The sequence below is a fragment of the Helicobacter ibis genome, from assembly GCF_027859255.1.
In the GTDB taxonomy this organism is placed as follows: Bacteria; Campylobacterota; Campylobacteria; order Campylobacterales; family Helicobacteraceae; genus Helicobacter_D; species Helicobacter_D ibis.
In genome coordinates, this window is sequence record NZ_JAQHXR010000003.1 from 108,824 (window position 1) to 135,081 (window position 26,258).

23 protein-coding genes are annotated in these 26,258 nt (G+C 32.7%); 4 read left to right on the plus strand and 19 right to left on the minus strand.

Annotation, left to right across the window (positions count from 1 at the left end; genetic code table 11):
- Positions 1-11 precede the first annotated feature (11 nt).
- From PF021_RS06335 to PF021_RS06345, 3 genes are read left to right on the plus strand one after another with little or no spacing between them, the layout of a single operon-like run.
- A complete protein-coding gene (locus PF021_RS06335; RefSeq protein WP_271021634.1) occupies positions 12-1,955 on the plus strand; it encodes a ribonuclease J in 1,944 nt (647 codons plus the stop codon).
- Positions 1,955-2,449: a peptide-methionine (S)-S-oxide reductase MsrA gene (msrA, locus tag PF021_RS06340; protein ID WP_271021635.1), complete on the plus strand. Its 495-nt coding sequence runs from the start codon at positions 1,955-1,957 to the stop codon at positions 2,447-2,449. The genes PF021_RS06335 and msrA overlap by 1 nt, the downstream gene beginning before the upstream one ends.
- Entirely contained in the window at positions 2,449-3,411 is a 963-nt protein-coding gene (locus tag PF021_RS06345; RefSeq protein WP_271021636.1) for an RluA family pseudouridine synthase, read from the plus strand. The genes msrA and PF021_RS06345 overlap by 1 nt, the downstream gene beginning before the upstream one ends.
- Here PF021_RS06345 and galE read toward each other — a convergent pair.
- The 6 genes from galE to tgt all read right to left on the minus strand — a co-directional run bounded on the left by galE (position 3,369) and on the right by tgt (position 11,592).
- Positions 3,369-4,391: a UDP-glucose 4-epimerase GalE gene (gene galE / locus PF021_RS06350; protein WP_271021637.1), complete on the minus strand. Its 1,023-nt coding sequence runs from the start codon at positions 4,389-4,391 to the stop codon at positions 3,369-3,371. The genes PF021_RS06345 and galE overlap by 43 nt on opposite strands.
- On the minus strand, positions 4,384-5,370 hold the full coding sequence (locus PF021_RS06355; protein ID WP_271021638.1) for a glycosyltransferase family 2 protein: 987 nt from the start codon (positions 5,368-5,370) through the stop codon (positions 4,384-4,386). Before PF021_RS06355 ends, galE begins: the two co-directional genes overlap by 8 nt.
- Positions 5,370-7,964, minus strand: a complete 2,595-nt coding sequence (locus tag PF021_RS06360; RefSeq protein WP_271021639.1) for a phosphoenolpyruvate carboxylase — start codon at positions 7,962-7,964, stop codon at positions 5,370-5,372. The genes PF021_RS06355 and PF021_RS06360 overlap by 1 nt, the downstream gene beginning before the upstream one ends.
- 19 nt (positions 7,965-7,983) lie before the next feature.
- Entirely contained in the window at positions 7,984-9,720 is a 1,737-nt protein-coding gene (locus PF021_RS06365) for a flagellar assembly protein A (RefSeq protein ID WP_271021640.1), read from the minus strand.
- Between the two features lie 9 nt (positions 9,721-9,729).
- Positions 9,730-10,395, minus strand: a complete 666-nt coding sequence (locus PF021_RS06370) for a bacteriohemerythrin (protein ID WP_271021641.1) — start codon at positions 10,393-10,395, stop codon at positions 9,730-9,732.
- A gap of 78 nt (positions 10,396-10,473) precedes the next feature.
- Positions 10,474-11,592: a tRNA guanosine(34) transglycosylase Tgt gene (gene tgt, locus PF021_RS06375; protein ID WP_271021642.1), complete on the minus strand. Its 1,119-nt coding sequence runs from the start codon at positions 11,590-11,592 to the stop codon at positions 10,474-10,476.
- Positions 11,593-11,641: 49 nt separating this feature from the next.
- Here tgt and PF021_RS06380 point away from each other — a divergent pair, with 49 nt between their 5' ends.
- Positions 11,642-13,042, plus strand: coding sequence for a TrkA C-terminal domain-containing protein (locus PF021_RS06380; protein ID WP_271021643.1), 1,401 nt, complete (start codon positions 11,642-11,644; stop codon positions 13,040-13,042).
- Here PF021_RS06380 and pseF read toward each other — a convergent pair.
- The 13 genes from pseF to PF021_RS06445 form a co-directional block, all read right to left on the minus strand.
- Complete coding sequence (gene pseF, locus PF021_RS06385; protein ID WP_271021644.1) at positions 13,031-13,705, minus strand: pseudaminic acid cytidylyltransferase; 675 nt, start codon at positions 13,703-13,705, stop codon at positions 13,031-13,033. The two genes, PF021_RS06380 and pseF, sit on opposite strands and share 12 nt — an antisense overlap.
- Entirely contained in the window at positions 13,687-14,853 is a 1,167-nt protein-coding gene (pseC, locus tag PF021_RS06390; protein WP_271021645.1) for a UDP-4-amino-4,6-dideoxy-N-acetyl-beta-L-altrosamine transaminase, read from the minus strand. Before pseC ends, pseF begins: the two co-directional genes overlap by 19 nt.
- A gap of 15 nt (positions 14,854-14,868) precedes the next feature.
- Positions 14,869-15,855: a UDP-N-acetylglucosamine 4,6-dehydratase (inverting) gene (pseB, locus tag PF021_RS06395; RefSeq protein ID WP_271021646.1), complete on the minus strand. Its 987-nt coding sequence runs from the start codon at positions 15,853-15,855 to the stop codon at positions 14,869-14,871.
- A 95-nt stretch (positions 15,856-15,950) separates the two neighbouring features.
- Complete coding sequence (locus PF021_RS06400) at positions 15,951-18,524, minus strand: ATP-dependent Clp protease ATP-binding subunit (protein ID WP_271021647.1); 2,574 nt, start codon at positions 18,522-18,524, stop codon at positions 15,951-15,953.
- A 103-nt stretch (positions 18,525-18,627) separates the two neighbouring features.
- Positions 18,628-19,311, minus strand: a complete 684-nt coding sequence (locus PF021_RS06405; RefSeq protein WP_271021648.1) for an aspartate/glutamate racemase family protein — start codon at positions 19,309-19,311, stop codon at positions 18,628-18,630.
- Between the two features lie 8 nt (positions 19,312-19,319).
- On the minus strand, positions 19,320-19,535 hold the full coding sequence (locus PF021_RS06410; RefSeq protein ID WP_271021649.1) for a DUF3343 domain-containing protein: 216 nt from the start codon (positions 19,533-19,535) through the stop codon (positions 19,320-19,322).
- A complete protein-coding gene (locus PF021_RS06415) occupies positions 19,535-20,689 on the minus strand; it encodes an aminotransferase class V-fold PLP-dependent enzyme (protein WP_271021650.1) in 1,155 nt (384 codons plus the stop codon). Before PF021_RS06415 ends, PF021_RS06410 begins: the two co-directional genes overlap by 1 nt.
- Complete coding sequence (locus PF021_RS06420; protein ID WP_271021651.1) at positions 20,682-20,903, minus strand: sulfurtransferase TusA family protein; 222 nt, start codon at positions 20,901-20,903, stop codon at positions 20,682-20,684. The genes PF021_RS06415 and PF021_RS06420 overlap by 8 nt, the downstream gene beginning before the upstream one ends.
- On the minus strand, positions 20,903-21,964 hold the full coding sequence (gene yedE / locus PF021_RS06425; protein ID WP_271021652.1) for a YedE family putative selenium transporter: 1,062 nt from the start codon (positions 21,962-21,964) through the stop codon (positions 20,903-20,905). Before yedE ends, PF021_RS06420 begins: the two co-directional genes overlap by 1 nt.
- A gap of 119 nt (positions 21,965-22,083) precedes the next feature.
- Positions 22,084-22,800, minus strand: coding sequence for an NlpC/P60 family protein (locus tag PF021_RS06430; protein ID WP_271021653.1), 717 nt, complete (start codon positions 22,798-22,800; stop codon positions 22,084-22,086).
- Positions 22,797-23,963, minus strand: coding sequence for a cation:proton antiporter (locus PF021_RS06435; RefSeq protein WP_271021654.1), 1,167 nt, complete (start codon positions 23,961-23,963; stop codon positions 22,797-22,799). Before PF021_RS06435 ends, PF021_RS06430 begins: the two co-directional genes overlap by 4 nt.
- Before the next feature lie 11 nt (positions 23,964-23,974).
- Positions 23,975-25,540, minus strand: a complete 1,566-nt coding sequence (gene rny, locus PF021_RS06440) for a ribonuclease Y (RefSeq protein ID WP_407081417.1) — start codon at positions 25,538-25,540, stop codon at positions 23,975-23,977.
- On the minus strand, positions 25,449-26,135 hold the full coding sequence (locus PF021_RS06445) for a 5-formyltetrahydrofolate cyclo-ligase (RefSeq protein WP_271021656.1): 687 nt from the start codon (positions 26,133-26,135) through the stop codon (positions 25,449-25,451). Before PF021_RS06445 ends, rny begins: the two co-directional genes overlap by 92 nt.
- Between the last annotated feature and the right edge of the window lie 123 nt (positions 26,136-26,258).

A 26,258-nucleotide genomic window follows, 5' to 3' on the forward strand; every position in this document is an offset into this window, starting at 1 on the left:
AAGAGCGGAACATGGAAGAAAATAAACAAAATGAAACAAAACCAAACGAACAAAGACCAAAGAGGAGATTTCGCCCACATAATAAGGGAGAAAACAGAGAAAACAAAGAGAGAACACAAGATAAAAATCAAGAATCTAAGCCTAGATATAATCAAAAATTTAAAAATACAGACAAAGCAAAGCATGGCAACAGACAAGCTCCAAAGGAAAATAACACAGAGCTAAAGAGGGTTGTTGATATAAATGCTAAGATTCATCACAATACGCTAACTCCGCATTCTCAAGTGCATGTAAATCCAAATGGCAAGGTTAGAATAACTCCTATTGGTGGGCTAGGTGAGATTGGCGGGAATATGACTGTGATTGAAACGCAAAACTCTGCAATCATCATTGATGCGGGTATGAGCTTTCCAGATTCTAGTATGCATGGGGTTGATATTTTAGTGCCTGATTTTAGTTATTTAGAAGTGATTAAAGACAAAATTGCAGGGATTATAATCACTCACGCACATGAAGATCATATCGGTGCTATGCCATATCTCTTTAAAAAATATCAGTTTCCTATCTATGGCACACCACTACCACTAGGGCTTATTGGTTCTAAGTTTGATGAGCATGGGCTTAAAAAATATCGCTCACTCTTTAGAGCAGTGGAGAAAAGGAAGCCTATTAGAATCGGAGAGTTTGAAATTGAATGGATTCATATTACGCATTCTATTGTAGATTCTAGTGCTTTAGCTATCAAAACAGAAGCAGGATTAATCTTCCATACTGGAGACTTTAAAATAGATCATACACCAATTGATGGCTATCCAACAGATCTAAATAGAATTGCACATTATGGTGAGCAAGGAGTTTTATTGTTATTAAGTGATTCTACAAACTCACATAAAAGTGGCTATACACCAAGTGAAGCAAGTGTTGGACCTGCATTTGATTTACTATTCTCTCGTGCTAAGGGAAGAGTGATTATGAGCACATTTAGCTCAAATATCCATAGAGTATATCAAGCAATAGAACATGGAATCAAATATGGCAGAAAGGTATCCGTTATTGGGCGTTCTATGGAGAAAAACTTAGAAATTGCTAGAACTTTAGGCTATATTGACTTGCCACAAAATATATTTATCGAAGCACATGAAGTAGCAAAATACCCAGATGAAGAAGTGCTAATAGTTACTACCGGCAGTCAAGGTGAAACCATGAGTGCATTATATAGAATGGCAACAGATGAGCACAGACACATAAAAATCAAAGAAAGCGATGTGGTAATCCTCTCTGCAAAGGCGATTCCAGGAAATGAAGGTGCTGTATCAAATGTTATAAATTTCATTACAAAATCTGGTGCTAAGGTGTATTACCAAGATTTTAGCGAGATTCATACAAGTGGACATGCAGCGCAAGAGGAACAAAAGCTAATGTTGCGTCTTGTAAAGCCTAAGTTTTTCTTGCCAGTGCATGGGGAGTATAACCACATTTTAAAGCATAAAGAAACCGCTATTTCTTGTGGTGTAAATGAGAAAAATATCTATCTTATGGAAGATGGCGATCAAGTAGAGATTGCTCACAATTATATGCGTAAGGTAAAGAGTGTAAAAACAGGCAAAACATATATTGACAACCAAGTAAATTCAACAATATCTAATGATGTAGTTTTAGATAGACAAAACTTGGCTGAAAATGGAATCTTATGCGTTGTAGTTCAAATTGATAAAAATAAGCAATCATTAAAAGAAAAGCCAAAAATACACTCTATGGGCATAGTGTCTAATAAGGAAACTATGGGATTCAACAAAGAAATAGAGGAGTTTTTTGAGCTATTTTTGAAAAATTGCAAAAAAGAGCTATATAATAGCCAAAAAGCAATGGAAAACGAGATAAAAAACGCACTAAGAAAAGTGATGTTTAAAAGAACTAAAAAATATCCTTCAATTATTGTTAGTGTGATTTTTTGATGAAGAGCGTTATATATCTAGCTGGAGGTTGTTTTTGGGGGATTCAAGGTTATTTTGATTTGCTTAAAGGTAGTATTAAATCTAGCGTTGGGTATGCAAACTCTAAAGTCAAAAACCCAAGTTATGAGCTAGTATGCAGTGGAAGTAGTGGTGCCGTTGAAGCATTGGAGCTTTATTATGATGATAGCATTTTATCTTTAGATGAAATATTGCGTAGATTTTTTAGCATTATTGATCCTTTTGCACTAAATTATCAAGGAAATGACATAGGAGAGCAATATAGAAGCGGAATCTACACACAAGATTCTGCTACACTAGAATTTGTATTGGAGTTTGTAGCAAAATATCAAATATCACTTAAGCAAAAAATAGTAACTGAAGTTATGCTATTAGAAAACTTCTATCCTGCAGAATCTTATCATCAAAAATATCTACAAAAAAATCCAAATGGATACTGCCATATCGATATAAGTGGTGCATTAAGAGAGATTTAGTGCCATTTATCTTAGAGAGATTTTATATACAAGAGCCTATAAAGGCTTTTAGATTCTTAATGGATACTTTAAAGCTTAGCATGGCACAATCACAAAGATATATAAATAAAGGCAGAGTTGTCTATAATGGCGATATTTTGGGGAATAATGACAAAAATAAACTTTTAGAGAACTTTGTAGATGTGCTAGTCTTTAAGCCAAATAGGCTTGGTGTTAAAGCTGTCTTTGAAAATGATGATTTTATAGTTTTTGATAAGCCAGAGAAGCTATTAATTCACCCTAAGGGGAGATTTAATCATAAAAGCTTAGTTGATGAGATAAGAAGTCATTGTGGAAATGATGCTAGTTTGATACATAGGATAGATAAGGAAACTAGCGGACTTGTGCTAGTTGGTAAGCATAAAGATAGCATAAGAGAGCTTGGGGATATGTTTGCAAAAAATCTCATCTCTAAAGAATATTTGGCCCTTTGCAGAGGGTATTTAAGTAGAGATTTTTGTATTTCTGTGCCAATTAGCACACAGGCAAAGGGCAGAGATTTAAGCATTAGAAGCGTATTTTTAGGAGAGAATCTAAATGGCAATATATGCACAAAAGATTCTGCAAATTTTTCATTTAAAGATTCAAAAAGTGAATTTGAAATTTTAGGACATATTTTTAATAATACTTTATTAAAAGTTAGACTTTATAGCGGTCGCACACATCAAATAAGAGTGCATTTGCATTCTATAAACCACGCAATACTTGGCGACCCACTTTATGGTTGTGAGGACTTTAAGGTGAGAGAGTATTTAGATAGTGAGTTTATAGAGGGTGGCAATTTTACTTGTATGAGCGATTCTAAGCGTATAGAGTATTTTGGGGCTAGTAGGTTAATGCTTCATTCATATAGCATGAAATTTCGCTATAAGAATATTAACTATTTTTTCAAATCCCCATTTAGCATTTTTTCAAACTTATAAGCACTTTTTATTATTTCTTCAATATTGTCAAATTTTGCTTTCCAGCCCATTTTTTCTCTTATTTTCGCATTATTTGCTACTAGGATACTAGGATCTCCATTTCTTCGTGGTTTTATATTGCATGTAAAATTAGTATTACTCACTTTCTTGGTTATATTTAGGATCTCTTTTACACTATATCCACGTCCATATCCAACATTAAATGCATCACTTTTTCCACCATTTTTTAGATATTCGTATGCTTTTATATGCGCTAATGCCAAGTCTTGTATGCTTATATAATCCCTAATGCAAGTGCCATCTTTTGTGTTATAGTCATTTCCAAAGATATCTATTGCTTCTTTGTAGCCTATAGCACATTGAGAAGCAATTTTTATTAGATGTGTGGCAATCCCTCTTTGTCCTATGTTTATCCCATTGTTTATTAATGAGCCTGCGACATTAAAGTATCGTAAGGTTACAAATTCGAAATTATTTGTTGAATTGGCATAATCACTAAGTAGCTTTTCTCCTATTTGCTTTGTGTTCCCATATGGATTTATTGGTGAGATTTGATGCGATTCGTCAATTGGTGTGTATAGTGGTTCTCCATATATTGTAGCAGAAGAGCTAAAGATAAGTCTTGGGACTTTATATTTATCGCACATTTCTAGGAGGGTTATCATATTTGTTACATTGTTTTTGTAGTACTGTATTGGTTTTTCTGTGCTTTCGCTTACCAGCAAGGAACCTGCATAGTGCAGAACACAATCTATATCATGTGAGAATACCTCTTCTAGGGTATTTTTGTCTCCTACAGATGAGGTATAGAGTTTGATTTTATGCTTAAAGTCATCTAGTGCCTTTATATTTTCCATATATCCAGTGCTAAAGTCATCTATTATAAATACATTGCAAGAAGTATTCTTTAAAAAATAATAAGCGCAAGATGCACCAATATAGCCTGCACCACCTGTTATTAGTATATTGTTGCTATGCATTTGGGTATCTTTTTAAAAGATTGATTATAGCTTCCATGTTTTCATTATAATTGCGTAGCATTTGTGGGATTTTTTTCTTGGGGTTATCGTTTTTTGTGTATTTTATTTCGTCTGTTTTATTTACCATGCCTATAAAAAGGTCATATGATGTAGATATAAATAATAAAAATTTCTTGCCACTAAACCCCCAAAAATCATGCCAAAATACAGCATTTCTATAAGTTTGCAAATCGTCATTATTAGCACTCCAATCTCCACTTCCATGCATATTATACACACTATCAACATCTGTGCTATGGTATGAACATCCATATATTAAGTGCAATAAGTTTCTAAAGCTATCTCCGCCATACATATCATATCGTGTGGCTTTTTTAAAAAAATCTTGCGTATGTTTTGTATGTAAGGCTATATTTCTAAAAATGGAACTAGAAGTATGTCCCATAGTTGGAAATGATATTGGAGCATTTATTATATTGTCTTGCCCCCCCCCCCCACTTATTTGCATGTATTGTTGTTTTTCGCTTTTTGTTAGATATTGAGAAAATAAACATGTATGATTGTTTGTGTAGTCCATATATATTTTTTCTGTACCATCTTGTTTGATTAGCGTTTTGCCCTGATAGCTTGTATAGTTTTTATGTTCCTCTAGGAAGCTCAGTGCCTTTTCTATTTTTAGTTCATCTGTCCAGTAGTCATCACTATCTAGCACACAAAAATATTCACTTTTAGCTTCATTGTATAGCTTTAGCATATTTAGTGTTAATCCAAGATTCCTCTTTTGTTTTAGGACTTTGATTGTATTTTTGTATTTTTGTTTGTATAATTCAATTATTTTTAGGCTATCATCGCTTGAAGCATCATCACTTATTATTATTTTGTATTGATATCTGGTTTTTTGCATTAAGATAGAATCTATAGCTTGTCCTATATATGTCGCATTATTGTAATTTGGCATTAATATCGTTAATTTTACCATTATCCTGTATTCCTTATCCCTTGAGCTATGCCAACTATTGTTGTGATTATCTGGCTTAGTATAATCTTTTTTGTCTTAGAGTTCTTTTGTATTTTATATGATTCTATTAAGTATATTTGGCAAAAGCTAAGATTTTTTAAAAATTCCTTTCTTTGTAATATTGATTCTCTTGCTTGAGTGTTTTGAAGTAGTGATTTTTCACCCCTTATAAAGCATAGCCACTTTAGTGTTAGCTTGTATTCATTTTCTATGCTTTTCCATATATTTTTACTTTGCGGGATATTATTTGCAAATTCATGGTATTTTTTAGCTATGTCTAAATCTACTTTCAAAAATGCTTGAGAGATGTTATCTATTGTTGTTTTGAAGAATAGATTTTCTTTGTAGCATTGTTGTAAGTCTTCATTTTTGTTTGCTTCTAGGGCACTTCCTATGCCATACCATGCTGGGAGGATTGATCTATTTTGAATCCATGAAAACACCCAAGGAATAGCTCTTAAGTCTTCTATTTTTTGAGTATTTTTTCTCTTGCTTGGGCGTGATCCTATGTTTAGCTGTGAGATGAATTCTATTGGAGTTGCGACTTTAAAATATTCTATAAAGTTTTTATCCTCATATACTAGCTTTCTGTATGTATTATATGAGTGTGTGCTTATGCTCTCTAAGAGTTTTTCGTATTTATCGCTTTTATTTTCTTGTTTATAAAGATCATAGATTGATTTTTTTAGTATGGTAGATATTGCAATATCAAAGCTTCTCTTGGCTTTTTTAGGATTTAGATATTTTGCACTTATTACTTCGCCTTGTTCTGTAACCTTGAAAAACCCAGCTACACTATTGTTTGGAGCTGCAATTAGCGCATCTTCTAATGCTAAGCCACCTCTGCTGACACTCCCTCCTCTACCATGAAATAGTCTGAATTTAATTCCAAGAGATTTTTCTAAAGATAGAAGACTATAAATTGCCTTTCTTAAAAAATAGTTACTAGCAAAGATTCCGCCATCTTTACTTGAATCTGAATATCCTATCATTATTTCTTGGTAGTTTTTGCGTGATTTTAGGTAGTTTGCATAATGTTTATTTTGTGCAAGTTCGCTTATTATTTTTGGTGCGTTTTCTAAGTCATTTATGGTTTCAAAAAGTGGTGAAATTGAGATTTTTGTTTTTTTATCTTCTTGCCATAGTTTTGATTGCTTTGCAAACCACAATACACATAGTAAATCTTCAGCATTTTTTGTCATTGATACAATACATGAATCAATAGCAGAATCTGAAATATTTTCCTTAATCCACTTAAAATTGACAAATGCCCATACAAGCTCTCTACTATCGCTAGATAGTTTGTCATATAGTTTATTTAGGTTTATAATTGGTTCATCTAAGGCTTTATTTAATATTTCTATTTTTTGTGTTTTTGGTAGATTTAGTATATTCTCATGTGTGTATCCTAGTATTATAAATATCTCATTTAACGCTAGATAGAATTTATCTCTATGCTCTCTAAAGTCTAGCTGCATTAAATGGAATCCAGCTAACAATACCAATGCTCTAAATTCTCTTAAATATGCCCCACTTCGAGGATTTACAGAATCTAGTAGCATATCTATGTCTTTTATTAGCTCTTTGTGGTTTTTGTATGTTTGTTGGTTGTCTATGCTTTGTGGATTTGGAATATTTAAAGTTAGAATCTTGTTGTTTAGTTTTGCTTTGATTATGCTAAGTTTTGCTCTTAGTGGCTCATTTAAGAAGAGTTTCTTTGCAGTTTGGCTTAAGAGGTCTTTGTCTTGTTCTATGCTTTTTAGTAGCTCTTTTGTTGGCTTTATATAATCTAGTGAGCATGATAGTTCTCTTTCTAACTTGCTTACTATTTTTATGTAGTGTTCTATTATGGTTTTGTGTTGAATCTTTGCTGCTTCTAGCATTGTTTTATTATTTACAAATGGATTTCCATCTCTATCTCCACCTATCCAGCTTCCTAGCTTTATTGGTGATTTTTTGAGCTTTGTTTGCAGTATGTTTTCTATTTCTATTAGCACCTTTGTGCCACTTTGCAAAATGGAGCTTTCCATAAAATAAAGCAAATTATCAAGTTCAAATAGCACTTCAATTTTTTCTTCCCTTACTATTTTGCTATACCATAAGAGGCTTAGCCTATATTTTAGATGTTCTAATGCCTCTTTGTTGTCATATTTTAGAAAAGATTCAATGTCGTTATACATTTGATGATAACTCTCTAAAAATGTTCTTCTTAGTGATTCTGTTGGGTGTGCGGTAAATACGGGATAAAATTTTAGTCTTTTTAATGTGTCTTGTATATTTGTATAGTTTTGTTTGTTTAGTTCATCTACGACACTTTTTATTGAAGTATGTGTTTTTATGCTATTGATTTCATCTATTATGTTAAATAATAAATGATATAGCGTTAGTGCTTTTATTAGATGTGATATTTCGGTGTTTGATAGAGATTGTATTAGTTCTTGTTTTGATTTGTCATTTGTAGTGCATATTTCTTTAAATATTTCACTAATGTTTGGCGAGGATTCTTCAAGCAACTCTGTAATAATAGAAAATATAAATGAAATCTCTTTTCTCATTACTCCCCCCTATGTAGCATTAATCTGGTTTTGGTGGCTTTAGCTTTTCTATCCATTGTAGATAGTTTGGATCATAAGAATCTTCGCTTTTTAGCCTATAAAAATCACCATCTTTGATTACTTCTAGCAATTTGGCTGGAGCTTCTTTGCTGAGAACAGACTTTAGTAGCTCTTCTCTATTGCCATTATATATTTTGAATTTAACAATGGTTTCTGCTTCAGAAATGTCGCCCCTTATTATCATTTTTGTTTTTAATGCCGCTTCATCTATATTTTTTAGTCTAACTTCATTTGTATAGTATAGATTTGCAATTTCTCTGTATTCTTCTAAATATTGTTGATATCTTTCAAGTGATTTATCGTATTGATCAACTATGCTTTGCAGATTCTTAGGTAACTTTTCATCTTTATTGTCTTGCTTTATTTTGTGTGTTTTGCCCTGCGAAGCTAATAGATATGAATATACCTCGTCCATTAATTTCTTTAAATGTCTTAGTCTTATTCTTATTTGGTCTGATAGCATCACATACTCTACTCTATCACGTCTTGAGAATGCAAACTTAGTAGGGTTTAGCTCAAATGTATTATGCTCACCAACTATGTTATCAACTATTAGAGAGTACCTAGGATATATTTCATTATATGATCGAACCTCTTTTATGTATATGTAATCTGCAATAATCGTCCCGCCAAGAGTGTTGTTAATGTATGCAACTTTTGCCTCTACAACACCCTTTTCGAGCACATCAATTACTACTACATTCGCCTTTATAGAACCTCTATGAGAATCTATATATGCAATATCTGTTGTTATTTTTGAGTTAGAATGTGTAGAACCACTCATATTTAGGGTTTTTGCTCCGCCCTCTTTTGGCTGATTCATATCTAGCTCATCTACAATGCTAAAGCTAAGTGGTGCTACTTCTTTGAAGAATCCGTCTTTGCCTGCTTGATATTTTATTATTTGCGTATCTTCCCTTAGTCTTATAGTTGAATCTATTTTTGGAGTATTTGTCACTATTTGTTTTATAGGAAGGATTTCTCCTTTTAAGTCTCTTCCTATGTTGCCACTTATTGGTTTTATGTATTCAAATAGCAAATCGCCTTTTCTGACTGCATTTATACATAGTCTTGGGCTAAATTCTTCGCTAGTATTTTCTTCTCCATTTATTTCAGATTCGCTTTTTAGCTCATGATAGATTTTAATATCGCCACTTCTACCTTCTTTGCTAGCTACGCCAACACCGATATTTAATATCGTCTTTGGTTCTATTTTTTTGTTTTCTAAATCCTTTATAAATTTATCGATTTGTAAGGATAGTTTGCCATATTCTCGAATCCCTACCAAGTAGCCTTGTAAAATCATTGTTTTGTATAGCTCTTGGTATATCTCGCTTTTTATATCCTTGTGATATTTTATTTGATTATTGCATAGGAGTATTGCTCTAAGCGTTGTGTTCTCACCGGGGAATAGCTTAAATCCAAATGTCCTAGGTGGCTTTTCTTCTTTTTTGCATATTTCTATTTTGTAAAGTTGCCTTATGGTTATGTTTGAAATAAAGTTAGAATTTTTGTTGAAGATTCCTATATCTGCTATTGATTTATATTTAGTTTCGCCTTTTTTTGCGTATATTGTTTTTACTTCAAGTAAATAAAAGTCAATTTCGCATTGAAATTGCTTTTTTTGTTCTATTAGTAGATTTTTTAGATTGCTAACATCATTAAAAGTTTTGAATCCTTTTGGTGCAAACCTCATTTTTTATCCCTAGAATTGTTTAAAATATTTTTTTGCTAATGTTTCAAAATTATCTTCATCATCTAGTGAATCATCTCTGTGTATTAGAGGTTGTTTGCATGTTTTGCAACGAATGAATGTGCTTTCTGTTTGCATTAGTTTATGTAGTGCTTCACATACTTCAAATTCTTTTAAATGGCATAAGCAGATATATAAATATTTTGGCTCGTTTTCTATGTCATGGCTTTCAGCTAGTATGCTTGTTTGGGTTTCAAGGCTATACGGAATCTCTTTTACATCTCTTAGTCTGTTTCTATAAGATTCTATTTGTTTGTCTTCTCCTAATACATGCGTTATAAACCATGATTTTAAAAACTCATAAAATTCTGTTCCAGCGACATCTACATCATCTATATTTGTAGATAATTTGCTTATATTTACTAGCATTTCTTTATGGAGTGTAGCATGGGATTCTAAGAATGGATAGCTAGTATGCTTCATGTATGTTTCTTCATCTTTGAAGTGCTCTTTTAGCTCTTCTGTTACAACTCCAATTAACGATACTAGTGCAGATTTTTTAGCCTCTGATTTGCTTTGTGATAGTTCGTATGCTTCTAAGATTCGTTGTAGGAATTTTTTATGTTGTTCGTCTAAGTGTTGATTTTTTATACCAAATTCTTCATTCCATTCTAACAATTCTATAACCTCACAAAAACCAAAAATAAATTTGATTATATTATTTAAATGCTTTAATAAACTTTGTTGATATTCTTTTTACTTTTCTAATGAATCGTAAAATTGTTTATAAAAAGATTCAAAGTTATTGTTTAATATCGCTTCTCTAGCTCTTGTAGTTAGGCTTAAGTAATATGCGATATTGTGAATGCTTGCAAGTCTAAAATAACTTATCTCCCCTGCTTTAAATAAGTGGTGCAAATATGCTCTGCTATGATTTTTACATGTATAGCAAGAACATTTTGTATCAACTGGGCTTGAATCTGTCTTGTATTTTGGTGATTTTATAGATATTTTGCCAAAATTTGTAAAAAGTGTGCCATTTCTTGCGTTTCTAGTTGGCATTACACAATCAAACATATCAACCCCTCTTTTGATTGCCTCAACTATATCTTGTGGAGTTCCAACTCCCATTAAATATCGTGGTTTATCTCTTGGCAATAGAGGTGTTGTAAATTCTATTGTGTCATACATTTGAGAGTTTGGCTCACCTACTGCTAGACCACCTATTGCATATCCGTCAAAATCACAAAGTGATGTCAAATCCCTAGCGCTTGCTGTTCTAAACTCCATGTCCACCCCACCTTGCACTATGGCAAAGATTTTATTTTCCACTTCTCTTTGTTGTTTTGTTTGGTTGTGGAATTCTATTGCTTCTTTTGCCCATTTTGTGGTTCTGTTTATAGATTCTCTTAGTCTTTCTTTTGTTGCTGGAAGCCCTACTAAATCATCTAAAATCATCATAATATCACTATTTAAGTCATATTCTATCTCTAGCACTTTTTTAGGGGTAAATAGATGCTTGCTCCCATCAATGTGGCTTTTAAAAATTATTCCTTCATCGTTTATTTTTACATTATTTGATAGGCTAAATGCTTGGAATCCACCGCTGTCTGTTAGAAAATTATTTGGAAATTTGCTAAAACCATGCAATCCTCCTAAATCTTTTACTATTTTTTCTCCCGGACGAAGATATAAGTGATAAGTGTTTGCAAGAATGATTTGTGTATTTAGTTCTAGCATATCTTTAAAGTCTAGTGCCTTAATGCTGGCTTGTGTGCCTACAGGCATAAAAACTGGTGTATTTACTATTCCGTGTGGTAGGTTTAAAGTCCCGGCTCTAGCATTGCCATCTACTTTTTGCAAATTAAATATCATTTTCAACCTTTTTTTGCTAAATTTTTGCAAACGATTTTTAGGGGAATATATGCGAAAAATACTGCTTATTTTAGATGGAATTGTAGCAAAAGAATTTGTAATGACACTAAGCAGTAAGCATATAGAGCAAAATTATCAGATTTTTGTATCACAAGATCCATTGTTGCTGCCAGATATAAGCAGTGATTATGTTGAAAATCACAACTTTGATCCAAGCTCAACTAGAAAATTAAGAGAAATACTAGATCCGCAGATTACTGATTGTTACATTATAGTAAATGACGATAGGGATATTATTTATGAAACTATTAGGAATTATAGTAAAAACATACAAATCACAATGCTTGGTAAGATAGAGTTAAAAGGCGAAGATTCAATGCTTACTGTGGTAGATGAATCAAGTGTCCTTAGTGCTAAGCTCTTTGAGAGATTCCCAAATGTCCCTAGAACTGCAAAGTATATAGGCTTAGGTCAAGGTGAGATAATGCAGGTAAGTGTGCCTTCAGGTAGTCCATATGCATATAGGGCAATAGGATCTATAAAACAAAAAAAGTGGAAGATAGTTGCAATTTATAGAAACAATGATTTTTTGTTGCCAATAAATTCAAGCGTAATTTTTCCAAACGATTCTTTGCTTTTAGTTGGAGAACCCAAGATATTATGGGACATATATTATAGGATCAAAGATGAAATAGGGCAGTTCCCAACACCGTTTGGCAGAGATGTCGTGCTTTATTGTGATTTGCAAGATAATGAGAATTTGCAGTTAATTATTGATCAAGGTTTATGGCTTTTTAATAAATTTAAAAACAAGAGATTCCATTTGTGTTTTTTTAATCCAGCTAATTTTGATGATTTACAAAATATAAAAACAAATGAAAACCTAAATAAAGAGAACGTCACATGGCATATAGAATATTATGAAACCTCGTTAAAGAAAATAATAAACAGGGATAGGGCTAATAAAAATATAGGACTAATTATTTTAAATAGTCGACTTTTTGCTACTAGCAAAAGATTTTTATTTGATTTAGGGATTCCTCTCTTAAAGCTTGGTAACACGCCTTTATATGAGCTTACAGATAGTGCAGTTGTAATACCGGATAAAATACAAGAATCTGAAAAAATATCATCTGTTGTGTTTGACTTTTCTACGCAAATAGGAGTGAAAATCAAGCTATATGATTTTGATATAGATTCAAAGTATCATAAAGATGCGATAGATTACTACAATAGAATCGCAAAAATATTCGAAAAAAAGATAGAAACAATAACCTCAAACACACTAAACCCAATAATATGGCTAAATAACGAAAAGCATACAATCCAAATAATACCTCTTAAAAAAGAAGAAGCAAAAAAGCCTATATGGAGATCATTAACAAATGTTGAGAATCTAAGCACTCATCTTACAAATATACCTCAATTATTTATACCATTATCTGTATAGCAGTGAATATTTCATTTCTGCTAATTTCCAGTCATTTAGAGTGTCTATGTCTTGTACTTCTAGCTCGTCTAATATTATGCTTTTAGAATCTTCAAATATATTATGCTTAGTAATCCATGTGCTACTTTTAGCAAAATAAAATTGTCCTGCATCATGATATATGCTATTTAGGTCTTGAGAACGCATATTGAACCTATCTTTAAACAACATTTCATTTTTGCCATTTTGTATCATAAATGATCTCAATGGAGAATAGCTATATTCTACAACGCTAAGCACATAATTATCATCAACGACATTAAATGCTTCTTTTAGTTTTTCGCTTTTTAGAAGTGGTGCTGTTGCATATAAACAGCATGCAATACCACTGAAGCTTAGCTTGTTTATCGCATCTTCTATTACTTCTCTTGTGCCAGTATAATCATCGCTTAACTTAGAATCTCTCTTTAACGGGGTTGCACCAAATTTTAATCCAACTTCTAAAATCTCATCATCATCACTTGATACATATACTGCATCAAAGATTCCACTTTTGATTGCATTATCTATACTATATGCAATTATTGGCTTACCTAAAAAATCTTTGATATTTTTTTTAGGGATTCTTTTGCTTCCACCTCTAGCAGGTATTATGCAGATGCTATTTATTTTTTTGCTACACATTGTTCTAATATTTTAATCACCCTATCTTGCTCATCATCGCTAAGGCTTGGGAATATAGGTAAAGATATAGTGTGTTTATAATATTTTTCTGCTTCTTTAAAATCACCCTTCTTAAAGCCAAATCTTGCATAGAATGGTTGTAAATGTATGGGGATATAGTGTATTTGCACTCCTATTTTTGAATCTAGGAATTTTTTTACTAATTTTTTTCGTGATATTTCGCTATTTTTTGTAAGCAAAATAGGGTATAAGTGGTATGCACTATAGTTGTAAGATGTAACAAATGGAGTGATTACTTCCAAGTGTTCTAGCTTTTTGTTGTATTTTTCTGCAATTTTGTTTCGCTTGTATGTGTATGAATCTAGTCTTTCTAATTGAGAGATTCCTAAAGATGCTGATATATCATTTAAGCGATAGTTGAATCCCAAGATTTGTTGTTCGTAATACCAAGGAGAATCTTTTTTAGGATTATCAAACTCTTCTATGTTTTTTGTGATGCCATGGCTTCTTAGTATTTGCATTTTTTTAGCTAGTGCTTGATTGTTTGTCGTTGCTATCCCGCCTTCCCCTGTTGTGATTGGTTTTACTGGGTGGAAGCTAAAGATAGATATATCGCTATATCTGCAACCACCAATTTTATCTCCCCTATATCTCCCACCTAATGCATGTGAGGCATCTTCAATGATTTTAAATCCATATCTTAATGATAGTTTATATAAAGCCTCCATGTCGCAACTTTGTCCAGCAAAATGCACAGCTACAATTACTTTTGGGAGTTTATGTTTTTTTGTTTTTTTAAGTTTAGATTCTAAATAGTCTATATCTATGTTGTATGTCTTTGAATTTATATCTATAAAATCAACCTTAGCATCACAATAAACCCCGCAATTGCTAGAAGCAACAAAGCTAATAGGGCTAGTCCATAGAAAATCACCCTTTTTAAGTCCCAAAGCAAGACATGCAATATGCAATGCAGAAGTTGCACTATTTGTGCTTATGGCATATTTTGCATGCACATATTTTGCTACTTTTTCTTCAAACTCTAATACTTTTGGACCTTGAGTTATAAATGGTGATTTTAAAACACTAACAACACTATCGATGTCTTCTTGTAATATTTCTTGTTTCCCATAAGGTATAAAGTCCATAAATCCCCCTAAACTTTATTTAATTAGCTCTAAAAACTCCTCTTTGCTTAGCCATTGTGTATTTGTGCCAGAGTTATATTCAAAGCCTCTTTTTACGAGATTCCCGCACTCTCCGAGTGCATTTTTGCTAAAGTCAGTTATAAAGCTAAATTGTATTGTTGGTGCTATTACAAAATGATCGCTAAACTCATAAGTAATGTGAGAATCATCACTAGGACACATTATTTCGTGAATCTTCTCTCCCGGTCTTATCCCTATTATCTTGTGTGGCAAGTTTGGTGCTAGAGCATTTGCTACTTCTGTTATTTTCATTGATGGAATCTTTGGTATAAATGTCTCACCTCCAAACATTCTTTCAAAGTTTTTTAGTACAAAATCCACGCCTTGTTGCAATGTAATCATAAATCTAGTCATCTCAACATCAGTTATTGGAATCTTTTTTGCACCATCGTTAATTAACTTTAAAAATAATGGTACAACAGAACCTCGAGAGCCTATAACATTGCCATATCTAACAACCGAAAATCTAGTTTGTCTAAGCCCTGCTATGTTGTTTGCTGCTACAAATAATTTATCACTTGCTAGTTTTGTTGCGCCATATAAGTTTATTGGATTTGCGGCTTTATCTGTGGATAGTGCTATTACTTTTTGGACATTGTTTGCTAGTGCAGCACTAATTACATTTTGTGCGCCATAGATATTTGTTTTTATACATTCTGTTGGATTGTATTCTGCTGCTGGGACTTGCTTTAATGCTGCTGCATGGATTATGTAGTCGATTCCTATTGTTGCTTCTTTTAGTCTATTTTCATCTCTTACATCACCTAGAAAATATCTCATACAAGAATCATTATAAGTTTGTGCCATTTCATATTGCTTTAACTCATCTCTAGAGAAGATGACTATTTTTTTGGGTTTGTATCTCTCAAGTAGTGTTTTTGTGTATTGCTTACCAAAGCTCCCAGTTCCACCGGTAATTAAAATGCTCTTGCCATTAAACATATACGCCCTTTATTCTAGCTTTTAGTAATTATAACAAAAGATAGTTTTACTTTAGAATCTATTTAGATGACAAGTTTGCGTGGGGATTCCCACGCTTAGTTTATTTTTACCTTTATTTCATCATTTTCTGTATAGAAGCTAACTTTGCTATCTTCTTTGACTTTCCCTTCTAAGATGAGTTCTGCTAATCTATCTTCTATCTCTTCATATAATGCCCTCTTTAGCGGTCTAGCACCATAGATAGGGTCAAAGCCAACTTTTGCTATAAATTCTTTTGCACTAGATTCTAGCTCTAAGCTTATGCCTCTTTCACTTACTTTCTTTTGGATATTTTTAAAGAGAATATCCACAATATGCGTAATTTGCTCCAATCCTAGAGGGTTAAAGATAATAATATCATCTAATCGGTTTAAAAATTCGGGCTTAAAATATCCTTTTAATGCTTCGTGCACTGACTTTTCCCTTGTCGCTTCATCGCTAATTTCTAAAATCTTATCACTTGCAATATTGCTTGTTAGGATAATAATTGTGTTTCTAAAATCAATAGTTACACCTTTATTATCCGTTAGCCTTCCATCATCAAGCACTTGAAGAAGCATGTTAAATACATCTGGGTGTGCCTTTTCTATCTCATCAAAAAGCACCACGCTATAAGGCTTTCTCCTTATTGCTTCTGTTAGTTGTCCGCCTTCTTCATAGCCTACATATCCCGGAGGTGCTCCTACAAGGCGAGAGGCTGCGTGCTTTTCCATATATTCGCTCATATCGATTCTTATTAGATTTTTCTCACTATCAAAGAGGAATCTAGCTAGAGTTTTAGCTGATTCTGTCTTTCCAACTCCCGTAGGTCCTAAGAATAAAAAGCTTCCAATAGGTCTATTTAACTCACTTAATCCTGCTTTATTTCTCTTTATAGCCATAGCTATTGCCTTTAGTGCTTTATCTTGTCCTACTACATCTTTTTTTAGCTCATCTTCTATGCCTAAGATCCTGTCTTTTTCATCTTGTAGCATTTTCTTTATTGGGATTTGTGTCCATCTGCTAACTACTGATGCGATAGATTCTGGAGTTACTGCATTTCTTAGAAGTGTACCACTCTCTTGCATTTTTTCCCATTTTTCATTTTGGTTTGCTAACTCCTTTTCAAGCTCTGGAATCTTTCCATAATCAATTTCAGCTGCTTTATTAAAGTCGCTATTTCGCTTTGCTAACTCACTTTGAGTTTTTAGAGAATCTATTTCACTTTTAATCTTTGCTATTGCATTAAAAACTTGTTTTTCGTTTTCAAATTGTGCTAAAAGTGCGTTTTTTTGCTCTTCTTTGTTGCTTAGCTCTTTGTTTATCTCATCTAATCTTGCGTTATTTCTCTCGCTTTTTTCCATAAGCAGTGCTTCTTTTTCTACTTGCAAGCTTTCTATTTCTCTTTTTACTTTTGAGAGTTCGCTTGGTTCAGATTCTATTTGCATTTTTAGCTCTGCTGCTGCTTCGTCTATTAAGTCAATTGCTTTATCAGGTAAGAATCTATCAGTGATATAGCGATTACTTAGCTTTGCTGCTGCAACTAATGCACCATCATGTATGCTTACATTATGATGAGCTTCAAGTCTTTCTTTTATGCCACGCAGGATTTGTAAGGCTTCATTTACGCTTGGCTCATTTAGATTTACAGGTTGGAATCTCCTCTGTAATGCTGCATCTTTTTCAAAATATTTTCTATATTCTTTAAGCGTTGTAGCACCTATTGTGTGGAGTTCTCCTCTTGCAAGGGCAGGTTTTAGGATATTTGCTGCATCCATACTTCCTTCACTTGCCCCAGCTCCAACAATAGTGTGAATCTCATCAATAAACAAAATAATATTTCCACTTTTTTTAACTTCATCGATGACTTTTTTAAGTCTATCTTCAAACTCTCCTCTATACTTTGCACCTGCGATTAATGCACTCATATCAAGGGCAACTACCTTTTTGTTTTGCAGTGATAGCGGGACTTCTTTTTTGATGATTCTTTGTGCTAAGCCCTCTACAACTGCAGTTTTCCCAACTCCGGGTTCGCCAAGTAAGATAGGATTGTTTTTTGTCTTTCTTATTAGGATTTGCATCATATGTGTGATTTCTTCATCTCTCCCAATTACTGGGTCTAGCTTTCCTTCTAGTGCTTTTTGTGTTAAATCAATGCCAAATTTTTCTAAAGATTCTAAGTTTTCATCTGCACTTTTGCTATCAATCTTAGCGCCACCACGCATAGATTCTATTGTCTTTTTTAGCTCATTTATGTCTAAAAATTTCGCAAACAAGCTTTTAATTGGCTCATCATTTAGGCTGGAGTTTATAAAGCAATCAATGGCAATATAGCTATCTCCCATTTTTGTAGCTAAGCCTTCAGCCTTGCTTAGAGATTCGCTTAGCTCTCTACTTATTTTTAGATTATCTTTGCTGACATTTGAGCTTTGTGGGAGTGTTTTTGCTATGCTTTGTGCTTCAAGCTCTAGTGCATTTTTGTCAATATTTAGGCGGTTTAGTGCTTGGTTTAGAAGAGAGTTTGTATTGGTTAGCATAGCCCAAAAAAGATGTATGCTTTGTATTTCTTGGTTTTTATTATGCAAAGCTAGTGAAGCACCTTGTTCTAGTGCTTCTTGCATTTGGTTGGTTAATTTCTCTAGTAAATTCATAATATCCTCCTATGGATAAGTTAAATTTACAAGCATTATATAACCTTAGTCAATCATTGTCAAGTTTTATAATAACAAAATGCTAAATATTTATGAGTGTATATTATTTCAATGCAAGCTCGACCGCCTTTTTAATGTGTATTTTGGTTGTATCAAAGAGTTTTATTTTGCAATCTTGCTCTTGTATAAGCATACCAATTTCTGTGCAACCTAAGATTACTGCTTCTGCTTCTTTATAGGATTCTATGATTTGTAAATATTTCTTTTTAGAATCTTCTAAAACCTTTCCTTGACATAGTTCATCAAATATAATTGAATTTACAATTTCCATTTCTTCATTATTTGGGATTATTGTCTCTATTTTAAAGTTCTGCAAAATATCTTTATAAAAGCTCTCACTCATAGTAAATTTCGTGCCTAGAAGTAATGCTTTTTTTATATTGTTATTTTTTAACTCTTCTCCAAGAGATTCTGCTATATGGATAAAAGGAGTTTTAACTTGTTGTGTAATAATTGGCAATACTTTGTGCATTGTGTTTGTAGCAATTAGTATAAAATCTACTCCTATTTTTTCTAAACTCAATGCTGCTTTACTTAGAATCTCTGCACTCTCTTGCCATTTATTTTCTCTTTGTAATTTTGCGATTTCTTCAAAATTTAGACTAAGAAGTGCGATTTTAGCGGAGTTTAGCCCACCTAGATTCTTTCTTACTAGCTCGTTTATACCTTGATAGTAGCTAAGAGTGCTCTCAAAACTCATTCCGCCGATAATTCCTATTGTTTTCATAAAAATCCTTATTTTAGTTTTATTTCGTATTCTAAATTTTTGTCATTTAATACAAGATGTATTTTATCAATAGATTCTATCTCAAAATATATACAAACTCCACAATCGCTACTTAGCTCTCTAGGAGTTGGCATTAGTTTTATGTTTATATTATGTGTTTTAAAAATTTCTTCTGCATAGAATGCATCAGCACTGCTATATACTAAAATATATCCACTTATCACTATTTCGCCTCTATTTCTTTAATTGCATAAATTAAATAGTCTATCTCATCTTTTGTATTAAATGCTCCAATGCTAACTCTAATTGTGCCACCATATTTTAGAGTATCTAGGCATTTGTGTGTAGCAGGGGAGCAGTGAAGTCCGATTCTTGTGCATATATTATAAGTATCACTAAGCAAGAATTCAACATCAGAAATACTTTTGTTTTTGATGATAAAAGATAGGTTAGCACCACTTGTGCCTTGTGTGGAGTATATATTAATATTATTTATTGTCTGTAATTTTTCATATAAATATTCTTTTAAATTTGCTTTGTGATTATAAATATTATAAATTCCATAACTATAAATCCACTCTAGCGAATCTTTTAAATTTGTAATCCCATGCATATTGATAGTTCCGCTTTCGAATTTATCAGGTAAGAATCTTGGCTGATATTCTTCTTCGCTCAAACTTCCAGTTCCACCAAATATGAGTGGTTCTAGTAAATCTTCATCAAATTCCTTGCTTAAGCCCAAAACCCCAACACCCATAGTTGATAAAAGCCCCTTATGTCCGCTAAATGCTATTAAATCTACCTTTTTTAAAATATTATCCACAGGCAACACACCTACACTCTGACTAGCATCAAGCAAGAAGCATAGATTCTCATCTTTTGCAATTTGGCTTAATTCTTCTAGTGGGATTGTTGCACCATTTACATTATTTACATGCACACATGCAAGCATTCTAGCACCTTTGCAGAGTTCTTTTGCGCTTTGTAGAGAGATATTTCCAAATTCATCTGTGGTAATTTCTCTAATTTCTATCCCTATTTTTTCTTTTAATGCATTTAGTGTGCGTTTTATTGCATTATGCTCCATTTGTGTTGTAACTACAATATCTCCTCTTTTTAAGAAGCCTTGCAATGCTACATTTATTGCATGTGTTGCATTTAGGTGGAATAAAATTCTCTTTGGTTCTGTGCTGACTAATTGTGATAGCAATAATCTGCATCTATGCAGAATCCTGCCAGATTCTAGTGCTAAAGAATATACGCCCCTACTAGCATTTACCCCCGCATTATCTAAAAAGTTGTAAAAAGATTCTTGTAATATAGGAGCTTTTGGAAAGCTAGTTGAAGCATTATCAAAATATACTAGCTTTTTATCCAAGCACTTCCTTTTTATTTAGCAAATACACGCAATCTTCGCCATTTTCTAATATATTTACTTCATAGTTGTGATTCTTTGCTATTCTTTGAATATTTTCACTAGAAGTTCCACAACTGCACAGAATCTTTATTGTCTCTACATTTTTATCAATTAGTGGTTTTAGTTGTAGCACAGGTTCAGGGCATGATAGCCCTCTTACATCTAATTCTTCCATTAAACTCTCCTCTCTTTAGCAAATATAGCAACAATAAGACAAAATATAATACCTAAAATAACGGTTATAGGTGCATTAGCAGTGATTCCAGCAGGAGAGCTTGCAATTGCAAAATTATGTGCAAATGCAGCACCAAAGAGCAATCCAAACACAAACACTCCAGCATCGCCATCTCCTTCACCGGCTAAGACTAATTGCCTCCCCGGACAACCACCTGCTAAAGTGAATGCAAGACTAGATAGGAGCATTCCTAAAAAATTCCAAATAGTATCATTATGTGCTATTGGTTGATTTATAAATCCCAGATGAAAGCTACCAAGTGCCATGTTTGTTATAGCTGCTACTATTATTAGTGCTATTATTCCTTGCAGCATGTGAGTATCTTTAAATAATATACTATCTCTAAAGGCTGCAATAGTGCAAAATCTACTTCTTTGAAAGATTCCGCCTAGCACTAGCCCAGCTATTAGCGATATTATAAGTGGTGCGTGTTGTGAAGCAGGACCTTTGGTGGATTCCTTTATAAGTGTATTGTTATCAAAAACACCCCACATTAAAAGAGCAAATAATATAAATGCAAAAATAGGAAATGCTAGTCCAACTATCTTGCTTGTAGGGCGATTCCTACCAAGTGAAAAGCCTCTTTTTAAAAACACAAGCCCTATTATAACTCCAGCTAAAAAGCCAAAGATTCCAGCAATTGCACTTAAATCACCTCCGCTTAGCCTAAGCCACATTCTCCATGGACAACCTAAAAATACTAAAGCCCCAATCATGGCAAATGCACCAAGCATGAATCTAACAATAGGTGCAGAACCGCTTCTAGCTCTAAACTCACCAAATATAAATGAAGCAATCAAAGCACCAAATATCAAACCAATAATCTCGGGTCTTATATATTGTAAAGTCCCTATTTGATGTAAACTTATCGCACCTGCAATATCTCTAGTAAAACATGCGGCACACATTCCCATATTTCCGGGATTCCCAAAATATACTAAAATGGGTGCTGTAACACCAAAAATTACCCCAGCAATAATGGGCAAAAAAGCCAATTTCATAGTTTCTCCAAATCAAAAATTTTAAAACAGCAATTTAAATAATTACACAAAGAATATTGTAAGAAGCATTAGAAGTGCTGTGTGCTTAAACCTTAAGCAATTGTTTATTGTAGCATAAATTATTTTGTGTAGTCTCTAGCACCTTTGTATCGCGACGACCAAAATTGAGAGTCTAATTTAGCGACTTGCACTTTTTTGCCTTTGCTTGGAGCATGTATGAATTTATTATCTCCAACATACACGCCTACATGATCTACTCTTTTTTTGTTTATAGAGAAAAACACCAAATCGCCAATTTGTAAATTGTTTCTTTGGACTTTTTTGCCAGAATTAAATTGAAGTAGAGAGTTTCTAGGTATATCAATTCCATTTAGCCTATATACCGTGTATGTAAGCCCACTGCAATCAAAGCCACTCTCTGAAGTGCCTCCCCATTTATATGGCACTCCTATATATCCATATGTGCTTTTTTTAAGCTCCTCTCTTAATTCACTTGTGCTGTGTTTTTTGTTTGCTATCATTTTTGTTGGATTAATGATAAAAAAATCTTTAAAATATCCTCTTTTTTTGTATCTTTGTGCTTCTTTTGTTGCCTCATTTATGCTTCTATAATTTCCGAATCTAACTTTATAAAATCCATTGTCGTTAAACAAAAATGCTTCTAATCCGTTTTTATTTAACTTATCTACGAATCTCCATGCGTTGTTTGGGTTTTTGAAGCTACCTACTTGCACCAAATAGCCAACTTCCATCTTTGTGTTTTGTTGTGGGATATATTGCTTTGTGCTACAACCTGCAAAAATAATTATCAGTAATGTGTAAAGTAGAATCTTCACCTTTTTTCCTTTATGAATTTGAAATTTGCAATAAATTTAATACATAGTATCAACAAGATTCCTTCTAGTAATGCTGCTAGGATAAATGTGTAATATTCTTCATTGTTTATTACATTAAATTGTTTTCCTAATTGTGCAGTGGCTACTAAAAATGTAAGTGGCATAGCATGGCTAAAGCCAAGCAATAATACTTTTTTATAAGAAGCAAAATATTTCTTATATATAAGCAATGCACCAATAGTTCGTATTAATACCATTACAAGTATTATCTGAAATACATTTGAGAATAAATAAGGGTGCTCTACTATTAGCTCCAAATCTAGTGTAGAGCCAACATATATAAAAAATAAAGGTATAAAAAATCCAAACCCAAAGTCATTTAGCTTTTCTGCTAGTTGGCTATGATAGTGAAAATATGTAGCTAGAATCATTCCTGCTAAAAATGCACCTAAGACAGATTCAAGTCCAAGCAAAGTTACAATCCCTATCATAACTAAAAACAACATAGAGCTAAATCTTATATCTTGATTTTTGCTAGATTCTTGTGGCATTAGCATAAATTTCAATGTAGGAAACCACCAAAATAAAATATCAGCTATTTTAAATATTCCAACAATCGCAGTCAAAAACAAAAACAATATAAGCAGTGTCTCATATAGCTTCCAAGTTAGCCCATAAGAATAGCTACCATTTATTATAACAAGTATAATTATGCTGATTAATTCTCCTAAGATTCCAATATTTAGTGATAATTGTAACCAGTCTGTGTTTTTTGGATATTCTTTAATTAGCATCATTATCATGCCTAAACTCATAACAGACAATGCAGCTACATAAAATATGCTAATGTCCATATACCATACATAAAGCAATGCTAAAGCATACATTATAAACAAATATGAGAGGGCTGATTTTAAAAATGAAGCTCCAAGTTCTTTTAATGCTTTTAGATTCACCTCCAATCCGCACAAAAACATCAAAAACAAAAATCCGATATGTGCCATAAATTCTAATGATTGAGAATGTGAAAATAAACCAAAATAAAATGCTATTGCACCAAGCATTATTTCTGTTACAACCAAAGGAAGTCGTAAGATACTACTAAGAAAAGGAGCAACGACTATTAATACAGAAATAATCCCAAAACTAACAATGCTCTCCACAAAAATCCCCGCTAACTAGCAATAGCATAAGCCCTTGTTTCTCTTATTGCACTAACTTTTATTTCTCCAGGATATTGCACACTAGATTCAATGTCTTTTGCAATATCTTTTGCTAAGACATGCAAATCGTCATCACTTAAATCGCTTGATTTTACAATTACCCTTACTTCTCTTCCAGCATTTATTGCATAAGCATGCACTACGCCAGCTTTTGTTAATGCTATATTTTCTATCTCGCTAACTCTTCTTAGGTAATTTTCTAGCACCTCTCGTCTTGCACCAGGTCTAGCAGAGCTAAGTGCATCTGCAGCACATACAGCAGCAGCTTCGATACTTTTTGCTTCTTCATTCCCATGATGAGACATGATTGCATTTATTACTATTGGGTGCTCATTGTATCTTCTGCATATTTCAGCACCTAGTTCTACATGCGAACCCTTAAAGTCATGTGTCCTTGATTTGCCAATATCATGCAATAATCCAGCTCTTGTAGCTAGGAGGCAATCACCCCCAAGTTCTGCTGCTATGATTCCTGCTAGATGTGCTACTTCTAGTGAGTGTGCTAGTGCATTTTGTCCATAACTTGCTCTATATTTTAGTTTACCAACTAGTTTTTGGATTTCTGGGTGCATATTATTTAGTCCCAAATCTAATACTACTTGTTCTCCTTCTTTAAAGACTTGAGTTTCAAACTCATCAAAACATTTTTGATATATTTCTTCAATTTTTGCAGGTTGAATCCTACCATCTTCTATTAGTTGTTCGATAGTTTTAGTGGCTATACTTCTTCTATATAGATTATGGCAACTAACTATTATAGTTCCGGGTGTGTCATCAATGATTATATCCACACCACAGGTCATTTCTAGTGCCTTTATGTTTCGTCCTTCTTTGCCTATTATTTTTGCTTTTAAGTCATCGCTTGGGAGATTTATTGTATTTATTAGTCTTTCTGCTGCAAACTCACCTGCAAAGCGTGAAGTAGCTTGTGCTAGAAGATAGTTTGCTCTTTCTTTTGCATCTTCTTTTGCTTGTGTTTCATATTTTCTTATTATATGCGCAGCTTCTTGTTTGCATTCTTCTTTTAGCTTGTTAAATAATAATTCTTTGGCTTCTTTTTTAGTTAGGCTCACAATCTGTGATAATTGACATGTTAATTCGCTTATTTTTTCTTCATAGTTTGTTTGTAGCTTTTTTATTGCATTTTTTGTTTCTGATATATTTTGTATATCTCTATTTATGCGTTGCTTTTCTTCATTTATGATAGATGTTTCTTTCTCTATTTTTTGAATCTCTTGTAGCTTCTTTCTCTCAAATTCTAGCAGTTTTTGTTCATATTCTTTTTTGTTTTTTAGCTTTTCTGTTTGTATGTTTTTTTCTGCTTCTACTTCTAGCTCTTTAATTTTGATTTTCGATTCTTGTAGCATTTTTTCTGCTTCATATTCTATTGCCTTTGCCTTTGCCTTTGCTTGTTCTAGTAATACACTAGAGTTTGTGTTGAATATTTTGCGTGAAACTAGGTAGCCTCCTAAACCTGCTATTAGTGCTGATGCTACGGAACTTAATGTTACTACTATCATGTATCTTGTCCTTGATTGTTGCAAATGGGGTTATGTATATGTTGGTTTTCACATCGTGATACTGCGTTATTTTAGAGTTGTGATAGTTTAGTGCACGAGATACAAAAATAGTTATTGGTTGTTTTTTGAGATTCATAAAGAATCTATCATATATACCTTTGCCAAAACCTATCCGTCTAAAATCCATATCTATACCTAACACTGGAATAATTGCAATATCTAATTTATTGTTTCTAAATAATGAACCATTTGGTTGATAAATGCCAAAAGCTTGTCTCCCTAGTGGCAGTCTATATTCTACCATTTTCAAATTTATATCAGACATAAATGGTAGAAAAATTTGTGTGTTTTTTTGTTTTTTAAATTTATTTAGCAATTTTAGGCAGTTAAACTCAATATCCAGTGGGAAATACAATAAAATATTGATTCTTGAGTGAGGTTTTCTTTTTTGCTTTTTTAGGTTTGATATTATTTGTTGTAGTAGGATTTCTATTTTTTTGTTTAAAATCAAATCCATATATAGTTTGTTTTGTGAATCTTTTGCTTTGTTTAATCTGTTTTTAAATTTTTGTCTTATTAATTCTTTGGTCATCTTTTGCCTTAACTTTAATTGTATTGTTGGTGTTTTTGCGTTTTTATAAAAATATACAAACTATTATTTTAAGGAGTATTTTACAATCTTTAATAGCACAAATATTATTCAATATTTAGAAGT

What these genes read in the sequence shown, in the direction of transcription:
- PF021_RS06335 (WP_271021634.1), top strand. Translation starts at nt 12, where the DNA reads ATGGAAGAAAATAAACAAAATGAAACAAAACCAAACGAACAAAGACCA.
- msrA (WP_271021635.1), top strand. Translation starts at nt 1,955, where the DNA reads ATGAAGAGCGTTATATATCTAGCTGGAGGTTGTTTTTGGGGGATTCAA.
- galE (WP_271021637.1), bottom strand. Translation starts at nt 4,391, where the DNA reads ATGCATAGCAACAATATACTAATAACAGGTGGTGCAGGCTATATTGGT.
- PF021_RS06355 (WP_271021638.1), bottom strand. Translation starts at nt 5,370, where the DNA reads ATGGTAAAATTAACGATATTAATGCCAAATTACAATAATGCGACATAT.
- PF021_RS06360 (WP_271021639.1), bottom strand. Translation starts at nt 7,964, where the DNA reads ATGAGAAAAGAGATTTCATTTATATTTTCTATTATTACAGAGTTGCTT.
- PF021_RS06365 (WP_271021640.1), bottom strand. Translation starts at nt 9,720, where the DNA reads ATGAGGTTTGCACCAAAAGGATTCAAAACTTTTAATGATGTTAGCAAT.
- tgt (WP_271021642.1), bottom strand. Translation starts at nt 11,592, where the DNA reads ATGATATTTAATTTGCAAAAAGTAGATGGCAATGCTAGAGCCGGGACT.
- PF021_RS06380 (WP_271021643.1), top strand. Translation starts at nt 11,642, where the DNA reads ATGCGAAAAATACTGCTTATTTTAGATGGAATTGTAGCAAAAGAATTT.
- pseF (WP_271021644.1), bottom strand. Translation starts at nt 13,705, where the DNA reads ATGTGTAGCAAAAAAATAAATAGCATCTGCATAATACCTGCTAGAGGT.
- pseC (WP_271021645.1), bottom strand. Translation starts at nt 14,853, where the DNA reads ATGGACTTTATACCTTATGGGAAACAAGAAATATTACAAGAAGACATC.
- pseB (WP_271021646.1), bottom strand. Translation starts at nt 15,855, where the DNA reads ATGTTTAATGGCAAGAGCATTTTAATTACCGGTGGAACTGGGAGCTTT.
- PF021_RS06400 (WP_271021647.1), bottom strand. Translation starts at nt 18,524, where the DNA reads ATGAATTTACTAGAGAAATTAACCAACCAAATGCAAGAAGCACTAGAA.
- PF021_RS06405 (WP_271021648.1), bottom strand. Translation starts at nt 19,311, where the DNA reads ATGAAAACAATAGGAATTATCGGCGGAATGAGTTTTGAGAGCACTCTT.
- PF021_RS06420 (WP_271021651.1), bottom strand. Translation starts at nt 20,903, where the DNA reads ATGGAAGAATTAGATGTAAGAGGGCTATCATGCCCTGAACCTGTGCTA.
- yedE (WP_271021652.1), bottom strand. Translation starts at nt 21,964, where the DNA reads ATGAAATTGGCTTTTTTGCCCATTATTGCTGGGGTAATTTTTGGTGTT.
- PF021_RS06445 (WP_271021656.1), bottom strand. Translation starts at nt 26,135, where the DNA reads ATGACCAAAGAATTAATAAGACAAAAATTTAAAAACAGATTAAACAAA.